This window comes from Bartonella elizabethae F9251 = ATCC 49927, assembly GCF_000518165.1.
Classification (GTDB): domain Bacteria; phylum Pseudomonadota; class Alphaproteobacteria; order Rhizobiales; family Rhizobiaceae; genus Bartonella; species Bartonella elizabethae.
Genome location: NZ_JADB01000024.1, coordinates 1 through 19,267 on the forward strand (window position 1 = coordinate 1; position 19,267 = coordinate 19,267).

Genomic DNA, 19,267 nt, shown 5'->3' on the forward strand with positions numbered 1-19,267 from the left:
CTTTGAAGACTGATCGCTGTTGTTTGTTGCGCATGATCATTCGTCACAATCCCTTCAAGCGTTCCACCCACATCTAACAAGTATTCCTTGACACGCTGCATCATCACACGGGCGCTGTTATTGACTGTGCTAGGGTGCTGCCCTTCTGACCAATCAATCAAAGCATCCGCACGCGTGTTATCCGCCGCTCTTAGCGACCAATCATAAATCGTTGACATATCCTAGAACCCTAAACTCCGTAAAATGTCCGCATGAATTGCGTCATCAAAGGATTATCATCTTCACGCTCTTCTTCTTCCAAAGGCTCTTCCTGTGACGCTAATAATGCCCGTAAAACCTCCAGCAAGTTCTCTCTATTGCCAACGCCCCCTCGCGCGATAGGGCTTGCTCTATAAGGCTGTCCACCATACATCTGAGACAACATATTGATTTATAATGATAATCTAGCGTTATTCATATTGAATGAGAACCCCGAATAACGTAAGATTCTCTCATTTCAAATCTGTTTATGTTGCATCAATCAAAATCACTCATTTGCACATAACAAGCGGGATGAGTGTGTGGATCAAATTTATACAAGAAAGGAGTAAAAATGGTCCTTATGAACCGTCTTAATGCAAGGGCTGTCGCAACATTGGGGGCTGGCAAATATAATGATGGTGCTGGCTTGCTTCTTCATAAGCGTAAAGATGGAGGTGCTCAATGGATTTATCGTTATACCATTCATGGTCGGCGCCGTGAAATGGGCTTGGGAGCGTTGCGAGATGTTTCTTTAAAACAAGCCCGTGAATTGGCAAATGGGTGGCGCTCTATTCTTCGTGAAGGGCGTGACCCCATTAAAGAACGTGAGAAACAAAAGCGTGAGGCAATAAGTAATCTCCATTATTTAAAAGATATCGCGTTGGATGCTTTTGAAAGTCGTAAAGCTGAATTAAAAGGGGATGGAAAAGATGGAAGTTGGTTTTTACCATTACGCCTTCATATTCTCCCTAAATTAGGCTGTCTGCCGGTTTCAGAAATTACCCAAACAGAGATACGCAACACACTCGCTCCTATTTGGCATACAAAAGCTGGAAGAGCTCGTAGAGCTCTTATCCGTCTCAATCTTTGTCTCAAACATGCGGCTGCCTTAGGTTTGAATGTTGATTTACAAGCAACAGAAAAAGCGCGTGCTCTTTTAGGTAAACAACGTCATAAGATCACTAATAGACCAGCCATGGATTGGAAAGATGTTCCTGCTTTTTATAAAACGCTTTGCGAAGCATCAACCCTAACACAACTGGCTTTGCGTTTGCTTATTCTTACAGGCGTTCGTACCAATCCTTTGTGTCATATTCATAAAGATCAAGTTGAGGGGGATATATGGACTATCCCTGCTGAGAATATGAAAGGAAGGCGTGATGCTACAACAGAATTTCGTGTTCCCTTATCAACAGAAGCATTAGACATTTTGAAACAAGCGCGCTTGCTTTCTCGCAATGATTTCTTTTTTTCTGCAACTGGTCGGGGTCCCCTTAATGATAGTTGTATGGCAAAATATATGAAAAAAATTGGACTTGAAGCTTGCCCGCATGGATTTCGTTCTAGTTTACGCAATTGGCTCGCTGAAACAACCGATGCCCCCTATGAGGTCGCTGAAACTATTCTAAGTCATACGGTAGGCGGCAAAGTAGAGTGTGCCTATCGTCGTACAGACTATTTAGAACAGCGCCGTGTTTATATGGATAACTGGACGGCTTATGTCACCGGTCAATCTTAAGATATGGGGTGCATAACCCCATAATCTGTGGATAACTTTAGCTCTCTTTTCTCTCATTCTCTCTCAATAAGTATCATAAAGTATCACGTGATATTTTATATGATAAAATATTATTTTCTATGAATAAAATACCTTCAAAAATGAACCAAAATGTGTTTAATAAATAGGCATGATTTGTTCTCATTTTTTTACTTTTGAAAGGATTTTACTATGATAGAAAATGATGTTCTTTTAACAGACCGTGAAAGTGCAAAATTGCTTCATATGAGTGTCTCAACTTTCCGTCGTCATGTGACCAATGGCTCTTTACCAAAGCCTTTAAAATTTGGTTTTTTATCGCGTTGGTTACAATCGGATCTCTTGAATGTTATCGAACAAGCAAAACAGCAGCGTCAAAGTGATGCGGCATAAAAAAAACCTTGTCACATAAGGATGGACAAGGCTTTTCATTTTCACACGAAGCTTACAAATAGCAGAGTCCGTCCTATGATGCAATCATTATAGGATCAAAAAATGTCTTCTGATACAAATGCTCGAGGCATTACACGTGCTGTGCCGGGGGTTTGGCATGGGCGTTATGGAACAGCCCGCTGTCCAGCCCATGATGATCAATTGCCTAGCTTATCTCTTTCTAATGGACATGATGGGCGTCTCTTACTCACTTGTTATGCTGGCTGCTCTTTTAAAGAGATCATACAAGCGCTTAGAAGAATTGGCTTGCTTGAGAAACAAGCCTTTGTTGATAAAACTTATGATCATAGGCTCTCTTTCTCAAAACAGTTTTGTACTGATCTTAAAAGAACAAAACAGAAAGCAGAAAGAGCAAAAAAGATTTGGCAACAGAGCCAACCAATAAAAGATACTTTAGCAGAAACCTATTTACGCATGCGGGGGATCACATGTGAATTGCCTGCTGATTTACGCTTTCACGATAAATGTCCGCACCCATTAGGAATGACACTGCCCGCGTTGGTTGCTCTTGTTAAGGGGGCTGGCTCTTTTGCCATTCATAGAACCTTTTTACAAACCAATGGCTGCAAAACAGATCAGAAACTAGCAAAAGCCATGTTGGGATCTGTCATGGGCGGTGCTGTGCATTTAAGCCAAGACAATCCAAAACATCTGGTTATTTGTGTGAGAATTGAAACGGGGCTGGCGCTGCTGTCTGGTTTGTTATCAGAGCCCGTGAATTTATGGGCGTCTCTTTCAAGTCTATGAAAATGCAAAATAGATATAAAATATCTATTCTAACAGTAGCTATTGAAGAAATAGTAAAAATGTATTACATTAGAATTATATTGTAACACATTAAGGGGTGGTAAAATGGCTGAAACAACATTTACCTTTCGCGTTGATGATGTATTAAAAAATGAATTTTCTAAAGCAGCAAAGGCATGCGATAGATCTGGTGCACAATTGTTGCGGGATTATATGCGCGAAATCGTAAAAGAACAAAAAGAAAAAAGTGCACATGATTTATGGTTTCGAGAACAAGTTCAATTAGGGATAAATTCTGCTAATGTGGGCGATATAATATCTTCTGAAGAAATCGAAGCAGAAGCAAGGGAATGGCGCTTAAAAATACAAAGTAAACTAGATAGATCAACTTTATGAAGCTAATTTGGACACAAGTAGCACACGTTGACCGCAAAAAGATACGTGAATACATATCACAAGATAATCCTTCTGCTGCCTTAAAGTTTGATCAACTTTTATCTGAAAAGGTAGAAAAACTTGTTAAATTTCCTACTCTTGGTCGTTTAGGACGAATTGAAAATACACGTGAACTTATTGTAAATCCAAATTATATCATGATTTATGATATTTCAAATGGCGTTGTGCGTATTTTACGTGTGCTTCATACAAAGCAAAAATTTCCTTAATCAACTGTATTTTTATTTATTTGGTAATTGAAGCAAATTATTTTTTACAATACTGCGCTCTGTATCAGTAAGTAATGATAAATTATTATTTTTCTAATGTTGCGAATATGATTAGCATAATTACTTTGCACACCACTTAGTTTTTTACTCGTAAAAATGATGATGACACGCTTAATAAACGACGTCTTATCGTCAATGATGTCACGTTTGAAAAGCTTGGGGAACTGTTAAAAGAAAACCCCCGTGGTCTATTGTTGGTTCGTGATGAATTATCTGGTTTTTTAGCCAATTTGGAGAGAAAGGAATATCAAACAGACCGTTCTTTCTATTTAACAGCTTTCAATGGAGATGATCAATTTACCTATGACCGTATAGAGCGTGGAACCATTTTTATTCCCAATGCAACCCTTTCTGTTATTGGGGGCATTCAACCTTCACGGATTATTCCCATTATTCAAGCCATGCACCGTGGAATAAACGATGATGGTTTATTGCAACGGTTTCAAATGCTGGTGTGGCCCGATGAGACAAAAGATTGGCAATGAGTTGATAGACACCCTAATCAAGAGGCATGGAAAACTTATGAAGGGGTGTTTCATTCTCTTTATGATAAACCCCTTGGTTCTCCAGAACACCCGCTTGTCATGCGTTTTTCTGCTGATGCTCAAGAGATCTTTCGTGAATGGATGCAAAAGATTTTTAAAGAAGCTAAAGGGAATAACCTTTCTGAAAGCTTACAATCGCATCTTTTAAAAATGCCTAAGACCATAGCAAGCCTTGCCTTGATTTTTGAATTGACCGAAGGGGGGCGTTTTGAAATCAATAAAGGTGCTCTTCAAACAGCATTGCGTTGGGAAAAATATCTGTTAAGCCATGTCAAAAGACTTTATGCGGCGGGGAATGCCTCTATAGAAGATTGTGCAAAATTGATTGTCGAACGCTGTGATTGTTTACCCGATGGTTTTACTTTACGTGATATTCATCAAAGAAGTTGGAGTTCTTTAAAAGACAATCAAGCCGTTAAGCAAGCTTTAGAGCTCTTATACCGTTGTAACTATATTCGTGAAATAGCAAGTGATAATAGCTCTAAAAGCGGTCGACCTACCATACGCTATGAATGGAATCCTTTAGCCAAAAGTTATAAGACACCACAATAGACAATCTGGAAATCTTATAAAACACTACATTTATAACGTTATATTCAAAAATGAACCTTCAAAGTCTTCCTATCTCTTAGTTTTGAGTATTTTGAAGATTTTGAGGGTTTGAGAAACCTTCAAAATCTCTCTGTAGAATTTGTTATAAAACTTATCAAAATACTCATTATGATGTTTTAAAAGACCATAGTGTATTTGTCTGATTAACACATCAAACGATAAGCAAATTCCACTTCTTTGCTGATCTAACCATGCGTCATAGGCTGTGGATAAAGTGCCTTTTAAAAACCCTTTTGAAAAAATTTATCCGTTTTTTCGCATTTTTCTGCATTTTTTTCTCATTTCGCTCAAAATGGATTTAATAAGCTTCATTTTGATTCTTTTGATAAGAATTAACCCTCTCATACCAAAATGGAGCTCTGTTGTAATATGCTGCAATCTGTTAAGTCTGATAATGAACACGTCACGCTACGCTCTTTGTTGGAATATTATCGTAAACAGGCAAAATCACCCCGTGAATTAGGAACTTTGTTTGAAAATCTTGTAAAGACTTATCTGTCTGAAGACCCCTTGCAAAAGCAAGAATACGAAAAGGTTCAGACTTATTCGGAATGGGCTGAGGACCATGATGAAGATGGGCGTGATATCGGCATTGATCTGGTGGCTACAATCCGTGATCAAGGAGGTTATGCGGCTATTCAATGTAAATGCTATGATGCTGCTCACATCATTAAAAAAGAAGATATTGATAGTTTTATCGCTGCTTCTGGAAAAAAGATTTTTACGCGTCGTATTCTAGTTGATAGTACTGAAAGCAATTGGAGTGATAATGCTAACAACACTTGTGATGGTCAAGAAGTTCGCATTCAACAGATTAATCTGTTTGATTTAGAAAACAGTCAAATTGATTGGGGCGCTTATAAAGAAAGAGGACAAGCTGTCCTTAAAGAACAACCGAAAAAAAAGCTTTTAGATCATCAAAAGGAAGCGCTGAAAGAGGTCTGTGAAGGTTTACAAGAAGCAGACCGTGGCAAGCTGATTATGGCATGTGGTACAGGCAAGACTTTCACAAGCCTGAAAATAGCAGAGACTATAGCAGGTCAAGGCAAGCGTGTATTGTTTTTGGTGCCTTCTCTTGCTTTGATGTCACAAACCATTCGTGAATGGACCCTTGATACAGAAATCCCCTTGCGTTCCTTTGCGGTGTGTTCTGATACACAAGTAGGCAAGCGTCGTAAAGGCAAACATGATGATGAATCTGGTCTTGATGCTTCTGATCTTGTTTTACCGGCTACTACGGATGCTGAAGAGCTTGCGCGTAAAGCCAATAAAACCTCTCTTGATGTGATGACTGTGGTCTTTTCGACTTACCATTCTATTCAAGTGATTTCGGATGCGCAAAAAGAGCATGATTTACCCGAATTTGATCTGATCATTTGTGATGAAGCCCATAGGACCACGGGGGTTGTATTAGGAACAGACAAGCATGAATCTGAATTTATCAAGGTTCATGACAACAGCATCATTCAGGGCAAAAAACGTCTGTATATGACAGCAACCCCAAAGATCTTTGCTGATCATGCCAAAAAACAAGCCCATGAGATGAATGGCATTCTGGCATCTATGGATGATGAAGCGCTTTATGGAAAAGAGCTTTATACCTATACATTCTCTAAAGCCGTTAAGAATGAGCTCTTAGTTCCTTATAAGATTATTGTTTTGGGTGTTAATGAAGAGGAAGTGAGTGAATCCATTCAACATCTGATGACCGATGAGAATTATGAACTTATTCTTGATGATAAGACCAAGATCATAGGTTGTTATCAAGCCTTGAGTAAAATAGATCTAAAAGTTGATCTGAGTGATGACCCTAACCCCATGCGGCGGGCTTTGGCTTTTTGTAAAGATATCAAGACCTCTGAACGTATCCGTGACACATTTAATTCTCAAAACATACAGAAAGAATTGTCTGGTATTCATAAGCTCTATAAAGATACCCCGCCTCTTCAATGTACCTTTGCGCATATTGATGGAACACAAAGTGCCAAGAAGCGCAATGAAGCTCTTGACTGGTTAAAGGAAGATGCGGGGGAGCATGCCTGCCGTGTGTTGACCAATGTGCGCTGTCTTTCTGAAGGTGTTGATGTTCCTGCTCTTGATGCGATTATGTTTTTACACCCGCGCAAAAGCCAAGTGGATGTGATACAGGCAGTGGGGCGTATTATGCGTCGCTCACCAGGCAAGAAGAGAGGTTATATCATTTTACCCGTTGGGATACCGGCTGGGGTTTCTGCTGAACAGGTTTTAAAATACAACAAGAGATACAGTGTTGTTTGGCAAGTGATCAATGCTTTGCTTTCTCATGATGAGAACTTTGAAGTAACTCTTAACCAGATGATTTTAGGTCAAGACGTAAGTCATACTTTAGAGATTGCTGCCTTAAAGAGTATGACGACGATTGAAGATAAAATCCATGTTTATGAGAAACCAGAAAGCACGGGGCTTGATATTGGCAAAGCTGCCTATGAACCACAAAAATACATTCATAGCGTTACAGGAAGATTACCCTTTTATAAAGAGTTTCCCAATGCCCTTAAAACCCTTTTGGCTAAAAAATTTACCCTTGCGGATTACTGGGGCATTTGGGCTGGCAATGTTGCTGAAATTGCACAAAACCAGATCAATCATCTTAAAGATATCCTATCCGATGAAAACAGTGAAGCCTATCATGCCTTTGAGAGCTTTCATAAAGAATTACAAAACAACTTAAACAGCGAAATCAAACAAGAGGAAGCGCTTGAGATGTTAGGACAACATCTTGTAACGCGCCCCGTGTTTGAAGCCTTATTTGATGGCAATGAATTTGTGCAAAACAATGCTATTTCTCAAGCGATGGAAAAGATCTTAGCTGAATTGGATAAAACCAATATCAAGAAAGTCTCGAAAGAGTTACAAGAGTTTTATGACAGTGTAAAATTCCGTGCCTCTGGGATTACCACCCCCCAAGCAAGACAAAACCTTATTATCAAACTTTATGAAGATTTTTTTGCCAAGGCATTTAAGAAAACCACGGATAGACTTGGGATTGTTTATACCCCCGTTGAGGTTGTGGATTTTATCATTCACTCTGTTGATGATGTTTTACGCAATGAATTTGGCAAAAGCCTAGGATCACGTGGTGTTTCGATTCTCGACCCTTTTACAGGAACAGGTACTTTTATCACACGGTTGTTACAATCCAATCTCATAAAACCAGAGGATATGGAATATAAATTCCGTCATGATATCCATGCCAATGAGATTGTCTTGCTTGCTTATTACATAGCAGCTATTAACATTGAATCAACCTATCATAGTCTTATGAAAGGAGATTATATACCATTCAAGCATATTGGTTTAACTGATACGTTTCGGATGCTTGAAGAAAAAAAACTGCTACAAAAATTATTTAAAGAAAACAGTGAATATTTAGAACACCAGAAAAAACTGAATATCAAAGTTATCTTTGGCAATCCTCCTTATTCATTTGGACAAAAAAATGAAAATGACAATGCAAAGAATAGTCCTTATCCCATACTAGATGACCGTATTCGTGAGACTTATATAGCTAAATCGGAAGCAACTAGTACGCAAAAGTTATATGATAGTTATATCCGCGCTATCCGCTGGGCTAGTGACCGTATTAATAATGCTGGGGTAATCGGCTTTGTTACAAATGCCGGTTTTATTACTGGACATTCTACAACGGGCTTACGAAAATGCCTCGTTGAAGAATTTAGCAGCCTTTATATTTTCCATTTACGAGGAAATGCTCGGACTTCTGGAGAACAACGCAAAAAAGAAAGTGGTGGAATTTTTGGAGAAGGTTCTCGAGCCCCTATAGCTATCTCTATTCTCGTGAAAAATCCAGAACCTCAACAGCGTGGGAAAATATATTTCCATGATATTGGGGATTATCTCACGAGAAAAGAAAAGCTTACGATAATCGAGACCCTTGGTAGTATTGATGGTATTACACGGAGCAAAAAAGGTTGGCAAATAATTACACCAGACAAGCACGGTGATTGGCTTGGACAACGTAATGAAAGTTTCAAAACATTCTTAGCTATAGGTGTCAAAAAGGGGCATGATCGAAAGCTCTTTGAAACTTATTCTCTTGGTGTTTCAACCAATCGTGATGTTTGGGCGTATAACTCAAGCCGTGAATCTGTAAAGAAAAATATGAATAACATGATTGCCTTCTATAATAGTGAGGTAAAACGTTTAAATAATACCTATTCACATACTGATCGTACAGCACGTGCAAAGATCGTGAATGATTTCGTCAATTCCGATGTAAGAAAGATTAGTTGGAGCAGTACTCTTAAAAGAGAATTATTAAGAGGTAATTTTTCCGAATTTGAAGATAAATGTCTTATTCAAAGCCTATATCGCCCTTTTACAAAACAATGGCTTTATTACAATAGCGTCTTTAATGAAGCAGTTTATCAAATGCCGCGTGTATTCTCTATGGAAAAATCCGTTAAAAATAGAGTAATACAAATTACAGGCATAGGAGCAATGAAAGGTTTTTCTGTACTTATGGCTAAGGATTTACCTAATCTTAATATGATGGAAGGTGGTAGTCAATGCTTTCCACGCTATATTTATGAAGGTACTACGGTTTCAAAAAGTAAAAATGAGGAACAATCCTATTTATTTGCAAATGCTACAGAAGATAGCAAAACAGCTGGTTTACAAAGACGTGATGCCATTACTGATGAGGGATTAGCACATTTTAAAGAAGCTTATCCTAATGAGATTATCACTAAAGATGATCTATTCTATTATGTTTACGGGCTCTTACATTCAGAAGATTATCGTTCCCGTTATGCTGATAATTTATGCAAAGAACTCCCTCGTATCCCTTGTGTAAAGACGGCTGAAGATTTTTGGAAATTTGTGACTGCAGGGCGTGAATTAGGGCATTTGCACGTAAACTATGAAGATGTGGCCCCCTATCCAGTGACCTTTAAAAAAGGCAATCCGAAACAAACTGATATTTCTAATCCTGAGGAATTCTATTACGTTAAAGAAATGAAATTCGCAAAAGTTAAGAATAGTAAGGAAAAGGATAAAACCACTGTTATTTACAACAGCAACATCATTATAACAGACATTCCTCTTGAGGCTTATGAATATATCGTCAATGGCAAGCCCGCCCTTGAATGGGTTATGGGACGTCAATGTGTTAAGACTGATAAAAAGAGTGGTATTGTGAATGATGCCAATCGCTATGCTGTTGAAACCGTTGGAAACCCTGCCTATCCTCTAGAATTGTTTCAAAGGGTTATTACTGTAAGTTTAGAAACAATGAAAATCGTTAAGAACTTACCAAAATTAGAAATTAGAGAAACTGAATAAACTTATAAACCATGCTCACATAATGGGGGTGCTAATCTCATAAGGGGTATAGAATATAACTATACCTCTTTTATTAAGCTGATTACCTATTATCTTAAAAGGAGTGTTTATATGCGTTCTTCTAAAAAGAAATCATTTGCACTTTTAAACACTCTACTTTGGATTGCCTTAAGACTTTTAAAAAATCCCATTTAAATAGAATACGCTTCTTTTGGATTGGCTTTAAAAGATTATACCGTAATCTCAAATGATAGATTTATCCTTTTCAAAAGCTCTGTTTAAAAAGAGTTATGTATATTCATTTTGCTATAGGTTTTGAAGGTTTCTCAAACCTTCAAAATACCTTCAAAACATATATTAAAAGTTGATTTATAGGTTTCTATATCACTATAGATTGTTTTTTGAAAACTTGATAAAAATTAACCACTTGAAATATAACGTTTTTATTTTTTACTATTTTTTTTATCTAAAAGCAGCAACCTTCAAAACTCAAAACCCCTTCAAAACTCATAATCATAATAATCTTGATAGCATTTCTTATGATTATAAATCGTTTCTTTTGAAAGGCTTTAAGGGAACACATGCTTTCATAAGACGTGTTTTAATCACTCACTAAAATGATCACTTTTGTCGGTTCAATTTACTGACAAAAATGACAAATATATATTTACAGTTGTATTTAATGTTGTATTGTCAATATAGATTGTGTCATTAAAATACTAACATATTGAAATAGAATGTTTTTAATTTTTATCTCATTAAAAAAAACACTATAGGGTCTAAAAACAACTGACAAAAATGACAAAAGTCTATTAAAAGCGATTTTGCTAATCTCTATAGTTATCAATCTCTTTTTAGATGTTTTCATAAAAAGCTATAAATCACAATTATTCTTTCTCTTGTGAAAATGAAAAATGATGCGGTGGCTATAAAGAATATAACAGCTATAGAGAATGCGTGAAAAAGCAGGCTTTCATAATTACAATGCAAATGAAAGCATTGGTTATAAAGATAGTTCCTACAAAAGGCTGTTAAGTTGCAAATGTGTTATTAAAAGAAATTAACAGAAATCTTTAAAACCATTTCGTAAAAAATATGATAGGTTATAAAGTTAAAAATACGCATGATGAGAGCGTTTATAAATATTATAAATGTATAGATTCAAAAAATAACGCAATCGTTTAAGAAAGCCTATAATATACCTTTAAGAGCATATAATACAAAAGAAGCACTTAATAAGCATATGATAAACATTTACACATAATGCGTTTTAAAAATCATAAAAAATATCAAAAAAGTGCATAAATTAATTGACAATAAATACGTATTTTGTTATATAAATAACCAAGTGATCAAAACACTTAATAACTAGCGGATAGGTTACGAAACAGCCTCTTCCATGTCCTTTAAAATACTGACTATCTTTTATGCTGTGATTAGCATATATGATGACTTTGTCGGGTGTAGTTACGCTATACAATACCCTTATGGGAAAAGCGTAGCAACGGACTAGTTACCGTGTTTTGAGCGCCCGACGCCCTTATAGGGTGTCAATTTCAAAACTCTAAATAACTAGGAATCTTAATATGACATATATCTCAAAAAACACCCCCGTTATCTCTAAAATTGCTAATAAAACTGTACCTGCTAACAAACAAGAGCCTGCAAAAAAATACGAATTTATTAATGATGGTGACTATGTAGATGGTCATTTCTTAACGCGAATTAGAGCTTTAAGAGATTTTGATGATGTCAAAAAAGGTGACCTCGGGGGGTATATTGAAAAGGAAGATAACCTCTCTCATGAAGGAAATTGCTGGGTTTATAATAAAGCGCGGGTCTTTCAAAATGCACGGGTCTTTGGAAATGCTAAAGTAAAAAGCTTTTTTGTAGACGTTTATGGCAATGCACAAATTTATGGCAATGCTATTTTTGAAGGGATGACATTAAAGGATAATGCAAAGCTGTCGGGCAATGCACATGCTAGCAACGCCGTGGTTATTGAAGGCAATGCACAAATTTATGATAATGCCCGTGTCACTGACCATGCTCATATTTCGGATAATGCTGTCATTTGTGATGATGCTCATGTCGGTGGCAATGCGAAAATAAGTGGCTCTGCTTACATTTGTGATGAATCGCGTGTTTTTGATGATGCCGTTGTTTGTGATGCTCTTATCTCTGGCTCTTCTTATATTCATAGCAATGCCTTTTTAGAAGCGAATGAAGATATCTGTGATAATGAATATCCTGAATTTGGTAGCGAAGATGATTATTATCGTGATGAATATTATGCTGATTTTGAAGGCTATTATGATAATGATGATGATAACAGCGAATATGAAACTGATGCTGCTTAAATAATGACGCGGGCGCGGCGGGGGCGCCTCTCTTTTAAATTTCCCATTCCAAATTTTAGAAAATGTGTATCACATATCAATTGTGAGGGTATCCTTATGTCTCAAAAATATAAATTAACCAGTGAAATCAAACAAATTAAAAATATATTTACTAAAGAGATTACAACTCTTTATCGTATTAAAGCTTTAAAAGACTTTTCTGATGTAAAAGCTGGTGATCTTGGTGGTTTTATCGAAAAGGAAAGTAATCTCTCTCATGATGGCATTTGCTGGGTGTATAATGAGGCGCGTGTTTATAATAATGCCCATGTTTCTGATAATGCTACAGTTTGTGATTACGCTAGTGTTTTCGATAATGCGATGGTTTGCGATAATGCAAAGGTGTTTGATTTTGCTAGTGTTTATGACAATGCAAGAGTTTCTGATCATGCTAGAGTTTGTGGTTCTTCTTACGTTTATGATCATGCCTGCGTTTTGAATCATGCTGAGGTATCTGATAGGGCTGTTATAAAAGGGCATGCTAAAATTTATGACAATGCTCAAGTTTGGTTTTTTGCTGTGGTTTGTGATGATGCTTGTATTTATGAAAATGCAAAAATTACCGGCTATACATACATTTGCGATAAAGTGAGTGTTTTTGGTAATTCATATATAGATACCCAAAAATTGAATGGTCATATCAATATTTGTGATCAAACCATAAAAGACGCTGCGTAAATCATATGCGGGTGTTTGCGGGGGCGCCCCTCTTTCAAATTTTCCATTCCAAATTTTATCAAACGTTTATCACATTAGATTGTGAGGGTATTCTTATGTCTAAAAAATATGAATTAACTAGCGAAATCAAACAAATCAAACATGCGCTTACTCGAAATATTATAAATCTTTATCGCATTCGGGCTTTAAAAGATTTTGATGATGTTAAGGCGGGTGCCTTGGGCGGCTTTATTGAAAAGGAAGTCAATTTATCCCATGATGGCAATTGCTGGGTATATGATGATGCTTGTGTCTATGGTCATGCTCGTGTTTATGAAAATGCAAAAATACGGCATTATTCTCAAGTCTGTGGTCAAGTTTATGGGAATTGTGAGATCTATGGCAAGGCTTTTATCTCTCAATATGCAAAAATTTATGATCATGCTTTTGTTTATGGTAGTGCTCATGTTTATGGGAATATTTATGGCAATGCTCATGTGAGTGGCGGCGCCCGCGTTTTTGCTGATGCTCATATTTATGACCATGCGCATGTTTCTCATGATGCTGCAATTTTTAGTTATGCAAGGGTTTATGGTCATGCCAATGTTTCTGGCTCGGCTTGCATTTATAGCCATGCCAAGGTTTATAATTATGCTGTTATTAAGGGGCGTGCAAAGATTTATGGGAAGGTTTATGGCTCTGCTAACGTGGGGGGCTCTTGTGAGGTTTATGGTTCTGTTTATGGCAATGCAAAACTCTCATATTGTGCAACGGTCTGGGGTCGTGCTTATGGGAATGCAAAAATAAACAAAAAAAGCAAAGAAAAGTTGGTACCAAAAAATTGTGAAGTTTATGAAAGCGATCATGTTATCAAGATTATTGATAAAACAGAATAAGGAAGGGCATGGGGGGGCGCCTTTAACGCATTATAAGATACATTGTTTAAAACGTATTATAAAAGAGAGAACTCCAAAAAAAGAAAGCCGTGCCAATTGATATGACGCGGCTTTCAAATTTTGATTCTAATGATTTAATAATCACCTACAATGGAGTAATGAATGCGTATATACAAAACGTATTATATTGCAAGCGCTTTATTGTTTTTATGAAAACTTAACAAAAGAACCGTAAACGATGGGTATAATCTTGATAGCATTCATTTGAATGAGAAAGTCTATAAACGCTTGTTATGGCTATCAAACGTATCAATAAAACGCCTCTTTAAAACGTTTTAAAATACTAAACTCAAAATAGAGCTGAGTGAATTGAAATAACTTACATTCTATAAGCAAAATGCTTGGTAAGTAATATCAATAATCGAAGCGCAATGCGTATGAAGGAAATATCTGTAACAAATCCGTTTTTTACAGTTATAAGCGTTGGTTTTTAAAAGCAGCTTTTATACGATGTAAGTTTTTTAAGACTTTCTCTGCTGTGAAATCTAGATCTTTGTTTTTTCGTAAATGAAACGTTTTTTATAATCATCTCATTTTATGTTTCAAACGTTTAAACGTTCCCTTAAAGAGGTTCTCATAAACGTATTTTCACTTTTCTTTAAAAATTAGCCGGCTCAATTTTGAGGGCGTTATTTTTAGAATTAAGCATTCTTTAAATATTGTCGCTTTTGACTCCAAAATTTAGTAAAATCCTATGCCTTTATGATCTTACAATGGTTTTGAACTTTGCTTGCTTATCTTTATCTAAATAGCTGCCCCCAATTTTGGGGTGACTCCATTTGATTTCGTATTTTTAAACGATAACTTTTAAAACGTTTTTTATACCATGTCTAAGGTATATAGTATTCTACTTCTATGGCATTATGCGCCTCCATTTTTTTATGGAAGCGAATATAGTTCTGTTCTTCAAAAAAACTTGATTTTCTACTCCGGTAAAAAAATACCGTGGTTATAAAATCATTATTTTAAAATCCTTTTGTGCAATCTTTAATGAACTCAATCTATAAGCTTATGACAGTTTTAAATGATTACCCTCTTATAGAATGATCTAATATTGCTATAACATTTTTAGATTTTGCGCTCGCCAATTTTGGCGAACGTTAATTTGTTCCTTTTATATGATTAGCAATCCAATCTTTAAAACAAGCTGTGTTCTTTAAACGTATGTTATTGAAAATTTCAAACGACTAAATTTTAAAACAATGCGATTTTTGAGTGATAAAAACGTATCATAAAATTTATGAACTGTTATGAATGATAGCTGCTTTTCATTTCATTTGAATGCACACATGCGTTATAATATTTACATCATGATTTGCTTTTTATGCTCTATTCATACGTGACAATCTTATATAAAAAATGGTCAATTTAAACATGCATAAAAGGATGGATTCTTAAGTGGATTCATATAAAATAATTACACTCAACATATTGACTTTGTTGTGTTTTTAGGTATACTGTGGTCTCCTCGTTAAACCAAACAGAAGGTAAAATACGCCGCACTGCCTCTATTCGCATTTTGACAGCACCAGCTCCTTGATTAGGAATGACTTGCGTTTCAAATCCCGCATCATTGAGAGCACTTTCAAAACTTACATTGTGCACACGGTCTCTGGTCGCACCATCATGCGGCAAAACCATCAGTGCCTTCTCATAACCATTTTGCCGTAACCAGCCGATATGTTCCGATAATGGCTGCCCTTGTGCCTCGTAATAATCCAGCACTCTGATCTCTCTACCAACAAATTGGGCTATCCAAATCGCTGTTGCATCTGCCTTAGCGCCCGTTCCCCCAATATCCCAAAAGGCGCGTATCTGCATCAATGGATCACGTGCAACACGCCCTATCCGTCCCTCTTGCTCGGCTGCCAACATCTCTTTTTGGTAGTAAGCCCCTTGAACCGCTGTAAGATAAGCCCCTTCCCAAATATGTTTATAGGTCTCTGGACGGTTTTTAAGGTCATCAAGCCGCGCTTCATTCAAGATCTTAGGAAAATATGGATTATCTGACCAGTTGATCTCAACACGTTTAATGGCTTCATTATCCGAAAAGCGAAATCGTTTCTCAACTGGTGCATTATCCCGTAACGGGTTCCATGTTACCCATAACTCTGCACGCCAATCCTCCCCCTCTTCACGCAATGTTGGAATAAGCGTCTGCCAAGCTGTCTCTGTAACCGGCTCTGCCTCATCAACCCAACAGAGCAAAATGCGCCCCATCGATTTAATACTCGCAATATTGCGATCTAGTCCAGAAAACTGAAAAGAAATACGACCATCTTTCGACTTAATCGAAGCTTCCCCGACCTTGTAATAGCTCTTTAAAAAATCGTGCGATTCAATAGCACGCTTAATTTCCTCCAATGAACTCTCTGCTAGCGAATTTTGAAACTGACGCGCACAAAGAATAGTCCCCGATATCCCTTTCATACCAAATTGATAGCCTCTTAAAGCTGCCATCAAAGCAAATGATCTTGTCTTCCCAGACCCTCTCCCTCCCCAAGCTGCACGCACTGACGCTTTTCCTAGAAATATGGGAATAAGCTTCGGACCTATGGTAACTTTCGTTACAGTCATCTTACTCTAAAGCATTTTCCTCAAAATCAGGCGCTACAATTTCTATACGCGTTATTGCCTTAATTGCATCCCCATCCTCCCCTGTTACTTGCAAAGGCAATACCTTACCAAGCAATGCTAAATAAGCAGCGGGGCATTTGACTGCTTGCTTTTCCAAATAAGAGATTAGCCCTTCCTTGCCATACTTATTGCCTGCCAATTCAGCTGCTTTAATAATTGCCTCTTTAAGAAGACGTGTATTCTTGTTTGGAACCCCTTTAACACGCCCCATACCTGCCCTTGCTGGTCTCAACTTTCTTTTTGGTTTTGGAGCCTGTTCTGTATTTTCGCATGTCATAAAATACGCCCTCCAGATAATAAAAAACCCCGCATTTGCGGGGATTTTCGACTGTACATCACCCTCTCTAGACACAATACGCCTAAGTACAGCAATGTCATTAAATACGATTTGCTACACTTTGTCAACACTAAAATAACACATATTGATAATTTTAAGGGGCATCGATTATAAAAAACTCGTAAAATTAGCTTTTATATATATTTTTTCTATGTCCAACAGCCAAAACTAAAACGACAAGCTCCTTATCATAAAGCTCGCAAAGTATCCTATAATCTCCTACACGATATCTCCACAAACCTGATAACTGGCCTCTTAAAGGCTTTCCTATTGTACGCACATCTTCAAGAGAAGCAATCTGTTGATCTAAAAAATCAACAATCCGCCGCGCTTCTTTTTTATCGCATTTTTTTAAAAAACTGAGAGCTTTTTTTTCATATCTAATCGTCCAAACCAAGCTCTTTCCTCACCTCTTCAGAGCTATAAAAAGTAGCCTCTCCTCTTCGAATGCGCTCTCTTACTTGTGAAGCTAAATAATAATCCTCTGCTTCCTCTATTCCACGTTCAATAATCTCACGCAAATAAAAAGACTTTGTACGTCCTGTCTTAGCAGCTAAATTATTCAAACGTGTTTCAAGTTCGCTAGGCAACCGAATAGATATTGTCATAACGTAATCCTCATATTTGTATTCACTGTAATACAAATATAACGAATTGTACAGAAAAACGTTTCACGTCATGCTACAAAAAATACATAAAACATTTATCATTTACTTTTTTGATCAAAATACTTCTGAAGCGCATTAAGAGCCACCCGTAATGAGCTCACAAGATGCGATAATTCTTGATCTTCTATAACGAGGGACTGTAGCGCAGCATAAAGATTGTAATGTCTATAGAGGTGTTGCGCTTCTTTTATTGCCTCTTGCGTGTTTAAAAACTTCTCTGTTGCAAATTTTACCCATTTATCCCTTGCCTTATCATCAGAAGATGACGGCATTTCGTCATAAATTGCATTAGGCAATCCCTTTGCACATAGGTAGTCGTTTCTGATCTGTAGGTACTGTTGCGCAGTGTCATATTGCTCTTGTGTAAGTACACCTTGCAAACAAAGCCGCCCTATGTAAGTACCTGCGAGTGGATTTTTTGCGTCATATAAATTTAAACCAAAGCGTTTTGCACGCATTTCTATAGCTAATTTATCAATGGCTTCACGCGGTTCTTTTGCACGTGATATACGACCATTAGCTTCTCTTATCTGCCCTGTGATTCTAGGGCGTCCCCTCTTTTTATTTGCTTTCACAACACCGCCTTCTGTTTAAAAAGGAACATCATCATTTAAAGAGTTTGTAGGCATATCAAGAGGTCTGTGAATGCTTGCATAAGCAGATGACGGCTCTTGATCATCATTATTTTTGTTGTCTAAAAGCTTTAACTCTCCTTTGTACTTAGGCAAAATGATCTCTGTTGTGTAACGGTCAATACCGTTTTTATCTTGCCATTTACGGGTTTGAAGCTGCCCCTCGATATAGACTTTGCTGCCTTTGTTTAAGTATTGAAGCGCTATTTTTGCAAAATGTGGATTAAACACCACAATGGAATGCCACTCTGTTTTGTCTATTCTCTTATTGGTTGCCTTGTCTGTATAGCTTTCAAACGTTGCCATGCGAAAATTAACCACCTCAACACCGGAGGACATTGTTTTGCTTTCAGGATTTGCACCTAAATGACCAATTAACATCACTTTATTAAGCATGTGCTTTGCTATCCTTTTTATGGGAAATGGTACTTAGAAACGAAAATAACTGATACATAACAACAATATAACACATTATGCTATATTATTACAAGCAAAAATGGTTTTAATAAACTGAATCTAAAGAATGAATCATGTTTTTATTTTACTTATTTGCTTGCGTTTTGACACGATTTGTGCAACAAAAGAGATGTTCGTAATACTTATGAATGATGATAATAGAAATACATCGCAAAACAGAAGCCGCGTTCTTAAAGGGCGCGGCTTTATCATATGAACAATCATCATCAAATATTTGAAATAAACTTGTGTTTATACACAAAGTATGTATTTTAGTAGTGAAAAGATTTTTCAGTTCCCCTTATTCTTTTCAATTTTATTTT

At 36.9% G+C, this 19,267-nt stretch carries 14 protein-coding genes and 4 pseudogenes; 10 read left to right on the plus strand and 8 right to left on the minus strand.

Annotated elements, in window-relative coordinates:
- Window positions 1–218, minus strand: a pseudogene (locus T429_RS09910) (phage tail protein); the annotation flags it as partial.
- Between the two features lie 11 nt (window positions 219–229).
- A pseudogene (locus T429_RS0107930) lies at window positions 230–430 on the minus strand (transglycosylase SLT domain-containing protein); the annotation flags it as partial.
- Between the two features lie 162 nt (window positions 431–592).
- On the opposite strand from T429_RS0107930, the gene T429_RS0107935 reads away from it, so the two are divergent.
- The 10 genes and pseudogenes from T429_RS0107935 (at window position 593) to T429_RS0107990 (ending at window position 14,154) form a co-directional block, all read left to right on the plus strand.
- The gene (locus T429_RS0107935; protein WP_005773387.1) at window positions 593–1,759 is read left to right on the plus strand and encodes a tyrosine-type recombinase/integrase; all 1,167 of its coding nucleotides are present in this window, start codon (window positions 593–595) and stop codon (window positions 1,757–1,759) included.
- Between the two features lie 210 nt (window positions 1,760–1,969).
- Window positions 1,970–2,170, plus strand: a complete 201-nt coding sequence (locus tag T429_RS0107940; RefSeq protein WP_005773386.1) for a helix-turn-helix transcriptional regulator — start codon at window positions 1,970–1,972, stop codon at window positions 2,168–2,170.
- 102 nt (window positions 2,171–2,272) lie between these two features.
- Window positions 2,273–2,971 (plus strand): annotated as a pseudogene (locus T429_RS0107945) (DUF7146 domain-containing protein); the annotation flags it as partial.
- A gap of 111 nt (window positions 2,972–3,082) precedes the next feature.
- Window positions 3,083–3,373: a CopG family ribbon-helix-helix protein gene (locus T429_RS0107950; protein WP_005773384.1), complete on the plus strand. Its 291-nt coding sequence runs from the start codon at window positions 3,083–3,085 to the stop codon at window positions 3,371–3,373.
- The gene (locus tag T429_RS0107955; RefSeq protein WP_005773383.1) at window positions 3,370–3,642 is read left to right on the plus strand and encodes a type II toxin-antitoxin system RelE/ParE family toxin; all 273 of its coding nucleotides are present in this window, start codon (window positions 3,370–3,372) and stop codon (window positions 3,640–3,642) included. Before T429_RS0107950 ends, T429_RS0107955 begins: the two co-directional genes overlap by 4 nt.
- Before the next feature lie 158 nt (window positions 3,643–3,800).
- Window positions 3,801–4,799, plus strand: a pseudogene (locus tag T429_RS10445) (DUF3987 domain-containing protein); the annotation flags it as partial.
- Between the two features lie 429 nt (window positions 4,800–5,228).
- Window positions 5,229–10,202, plus strand: a complete 4,974-nt coding sequence (locus T429_RS0107970) for a DEAD/DEAH box helicase (protein WP_005773380.1) — start codon at window positions 5,229–5,231, stop codon at window positions 10,200–10,202.
- 1,586 nt (window positions 10,203–11,788) lie between these two features.
- Window positions 11,789–12,562: an LbetaH domain-containing protein gene (locus T429_RS0107980; RefSeq protein WP_005773378.1), complete on the plus strand. Its 774-nt coding sequence runs from the start codon at window positions 11,789–11,791 to the stop codon at window positions 12,560–12,562.
- A gap of 96 nt (window positions 12,563–12,658) precedes the next feature.
- On the plus strand, window positions 12,659–13,279 hold the full coding sequence (locus T429_RS0107985; RefSeq protein WP_005773377.1) for a hypothetical protein: 621 nt from the start codon (window positions 12,659–12,661) through the stop codon (window positions 13,277–13,279).
- A 95-nt stretch (window positions 13,280–13,374) separates the two neighbouring features.
- Entirely contained in the window at window positions 13,375–14,154 is a 780-nt protein-coding gene (locus T429_RS0107990) for a hypothetical protein (protein ID WP_005773376.1), read from the plus strand.
- Window positions 14,155–15,618: 1,464 nt separating this feature from the next.
- On the opposite strand, the gene T429_RS0108000 is transcribed toward T429_RS0107990, so the two are convergent.
- The 6 genes from T429_RS0108000 to ssb all read right to left on the minus strand — a co-directional run bounded on the left by T429_RS0108000 (window position 15,619) and on the right by ssb (window position 18,884).
- Complete coding sequence (locus T429_RS0108000; protein WP_005773375.1) at window positions 15,619–16,791, minus strand: PBSX family phage terminase large subunit; 1,173 nt, start codon at window positions 16,789–16,791, stop codon at window positions 15,619–15,621.
- A gap of 1 nt (window position 16,792) precedes the next feature.
- Window positions 16,793–17,128 carry a hypothetical protein gene (locus tag T429_RS0108005; RefSeq protein WP_005773374.1) on the minus strand — a complete coding sequence of 112 codons (336 nt, stop codon included), beginning with the start codon at window positions 17,126–17,128 and terminating at the stop codon, window positions 16,793–16,795.
- Between the two features lie 187 nt (window positions 17,129–17,315).
- On the minus strand, window positions 17,316–17,585 hold the full coding sequence (locus T429_RS0108010; protein WP_005773373.1) for a type II toxin-antitoxin system RelE family toxin: 270 nt from the start codon (window positions 17,583–17,585) through the stop codon (window positions 17,316–17,318).
- Complete coding sequence (gene relB / locus T429_RS0108015; protein ID WP_005773372.1) at window positions 17,569–17,796, minus strand: type II toxin-antitoxin system RelB family antitoxin; 228 nt, start codon at window positions 17,794–17,796, stop codon at window positions 17,569–17,571. Before relB ends, T429_RS0108010 begins: the two co-directional genes overlap by 17 nt.
- A 98-nt stretch (window positions 17,797–17,894) precedes the next feature.
- Complete coding sequence (locus T429_RS0108020) at window positions 17,895–18,431, minus strand: hypothetical protein (RefSeq protein WP_005773371.1); 537 nt, start codon at window positions 18,429–18,431, stop codon at window positions 17,895–17,897.
- A gap of 15 nt (window positions 18,432–18,446) precedes the next feature.
- The gene (ssb, locus tag T429_RS0108025) at window positions 18,447–18,884 is read right to left on the minus strand and encodes a single-stranded DNA-binding protein (protein WP_026500956.1); all 438 of its coding nucleotides are present in this window, start codon (window positions 18,882–18,884) and stop codon (window positions 18,447–18,449) included.
- Window positions 18,885–19,267: the final 383 nt, after the last annotated feature.

What these genes read in the sequence shown, in the direction of transcription:
- T429_RS0107935 (WP_005773387.1), top strand. Translation starts at nt 593, where the DNA reads ATGGTCCTTATGAACCGTCTTAATGCAAGGGCTGTCGCAACATTGGGG.
- T429_RS0107940 (WP_005773386.1), top strand. Translation starts at nt 1,970, where the DNA reads ATGATAGAAAATGATGTTCTTTTAACAGACCGTGAAAGTGCAAAATTG.
- T429_RS0107950 (WP_005773384.1), top strand. Translation starts at nt 3,083, where the DNA reads ATGGCTGAAACAACATTTACCTTTCGCGTTGATGATGTATTAAAAAAT.
- T429_RS0107955 (WP_005773383.1), top strand. Translation starts at nt 3,370, where the DNA reads ATGAAGCTAATTTGGACACAAGTAGCACACGTTGACCGCAAAAAGATA.
- T429_RS0107970 (WP_005773380.1), top strand. Translation starts at nt 5,229, where the DNA reads ATGCTGCAATCTGTTAAGTCTGATAATGAACACGTCACGCTACGCTCT.
- T429_RS0107980 (WP_005773378.1), top strand. Translation starts at nt 11,789, where the DNA reads ATGACATATATCTCAAAAAACACCCCCGTTATCTCTAAAATTGCTAAT.
- T429_RS0107985 (WP_005773377.1), top strand. Translation starts at nt 12,659, where the DNA reads ATGTCTCAAAAATATAAATTAACCAGTGAAATCAAACAAATTAAAAAT.
- T429_RS0107990 (WP_005773376.1), top strand. Translation starts at nt 13,375, where the DNA reads ATGTCTAAAAAATATGAATTAACTAGCGAAATCAAACAAATCAAACAT.
- T429_RS0108000 (WP_005773375.1), bottom strand. Translation starts at nt 16,791, where the DNA reads ATGACTGTAACGAAAGTTACCATAGGTCCGAAGCTTATTCCCATATTT.
- T429_RS0108005 (WP_005773374.1), bottom strand. Translation starts at nt 17,128, where the DNA reads ATGACATGCGAAAATACAGAACAGGCTCCAAAACCAAAAAGAAAGTTG.
- relB (WP_005773372.1), bottom strand. Translation starts at nt 17,796, where the DNA reads ATGACAATATCTATTCGGTTGCCTAGCGAACTTGAAACACGTTTGAAT.
- ssb (WP_026500956.1), bottom strand. Translation starts at nt 18,884, where the DNA reads ATGCTTAATAAAGTGATGTTAATTGGTCATTTAGGTGCAAATCCTGAA.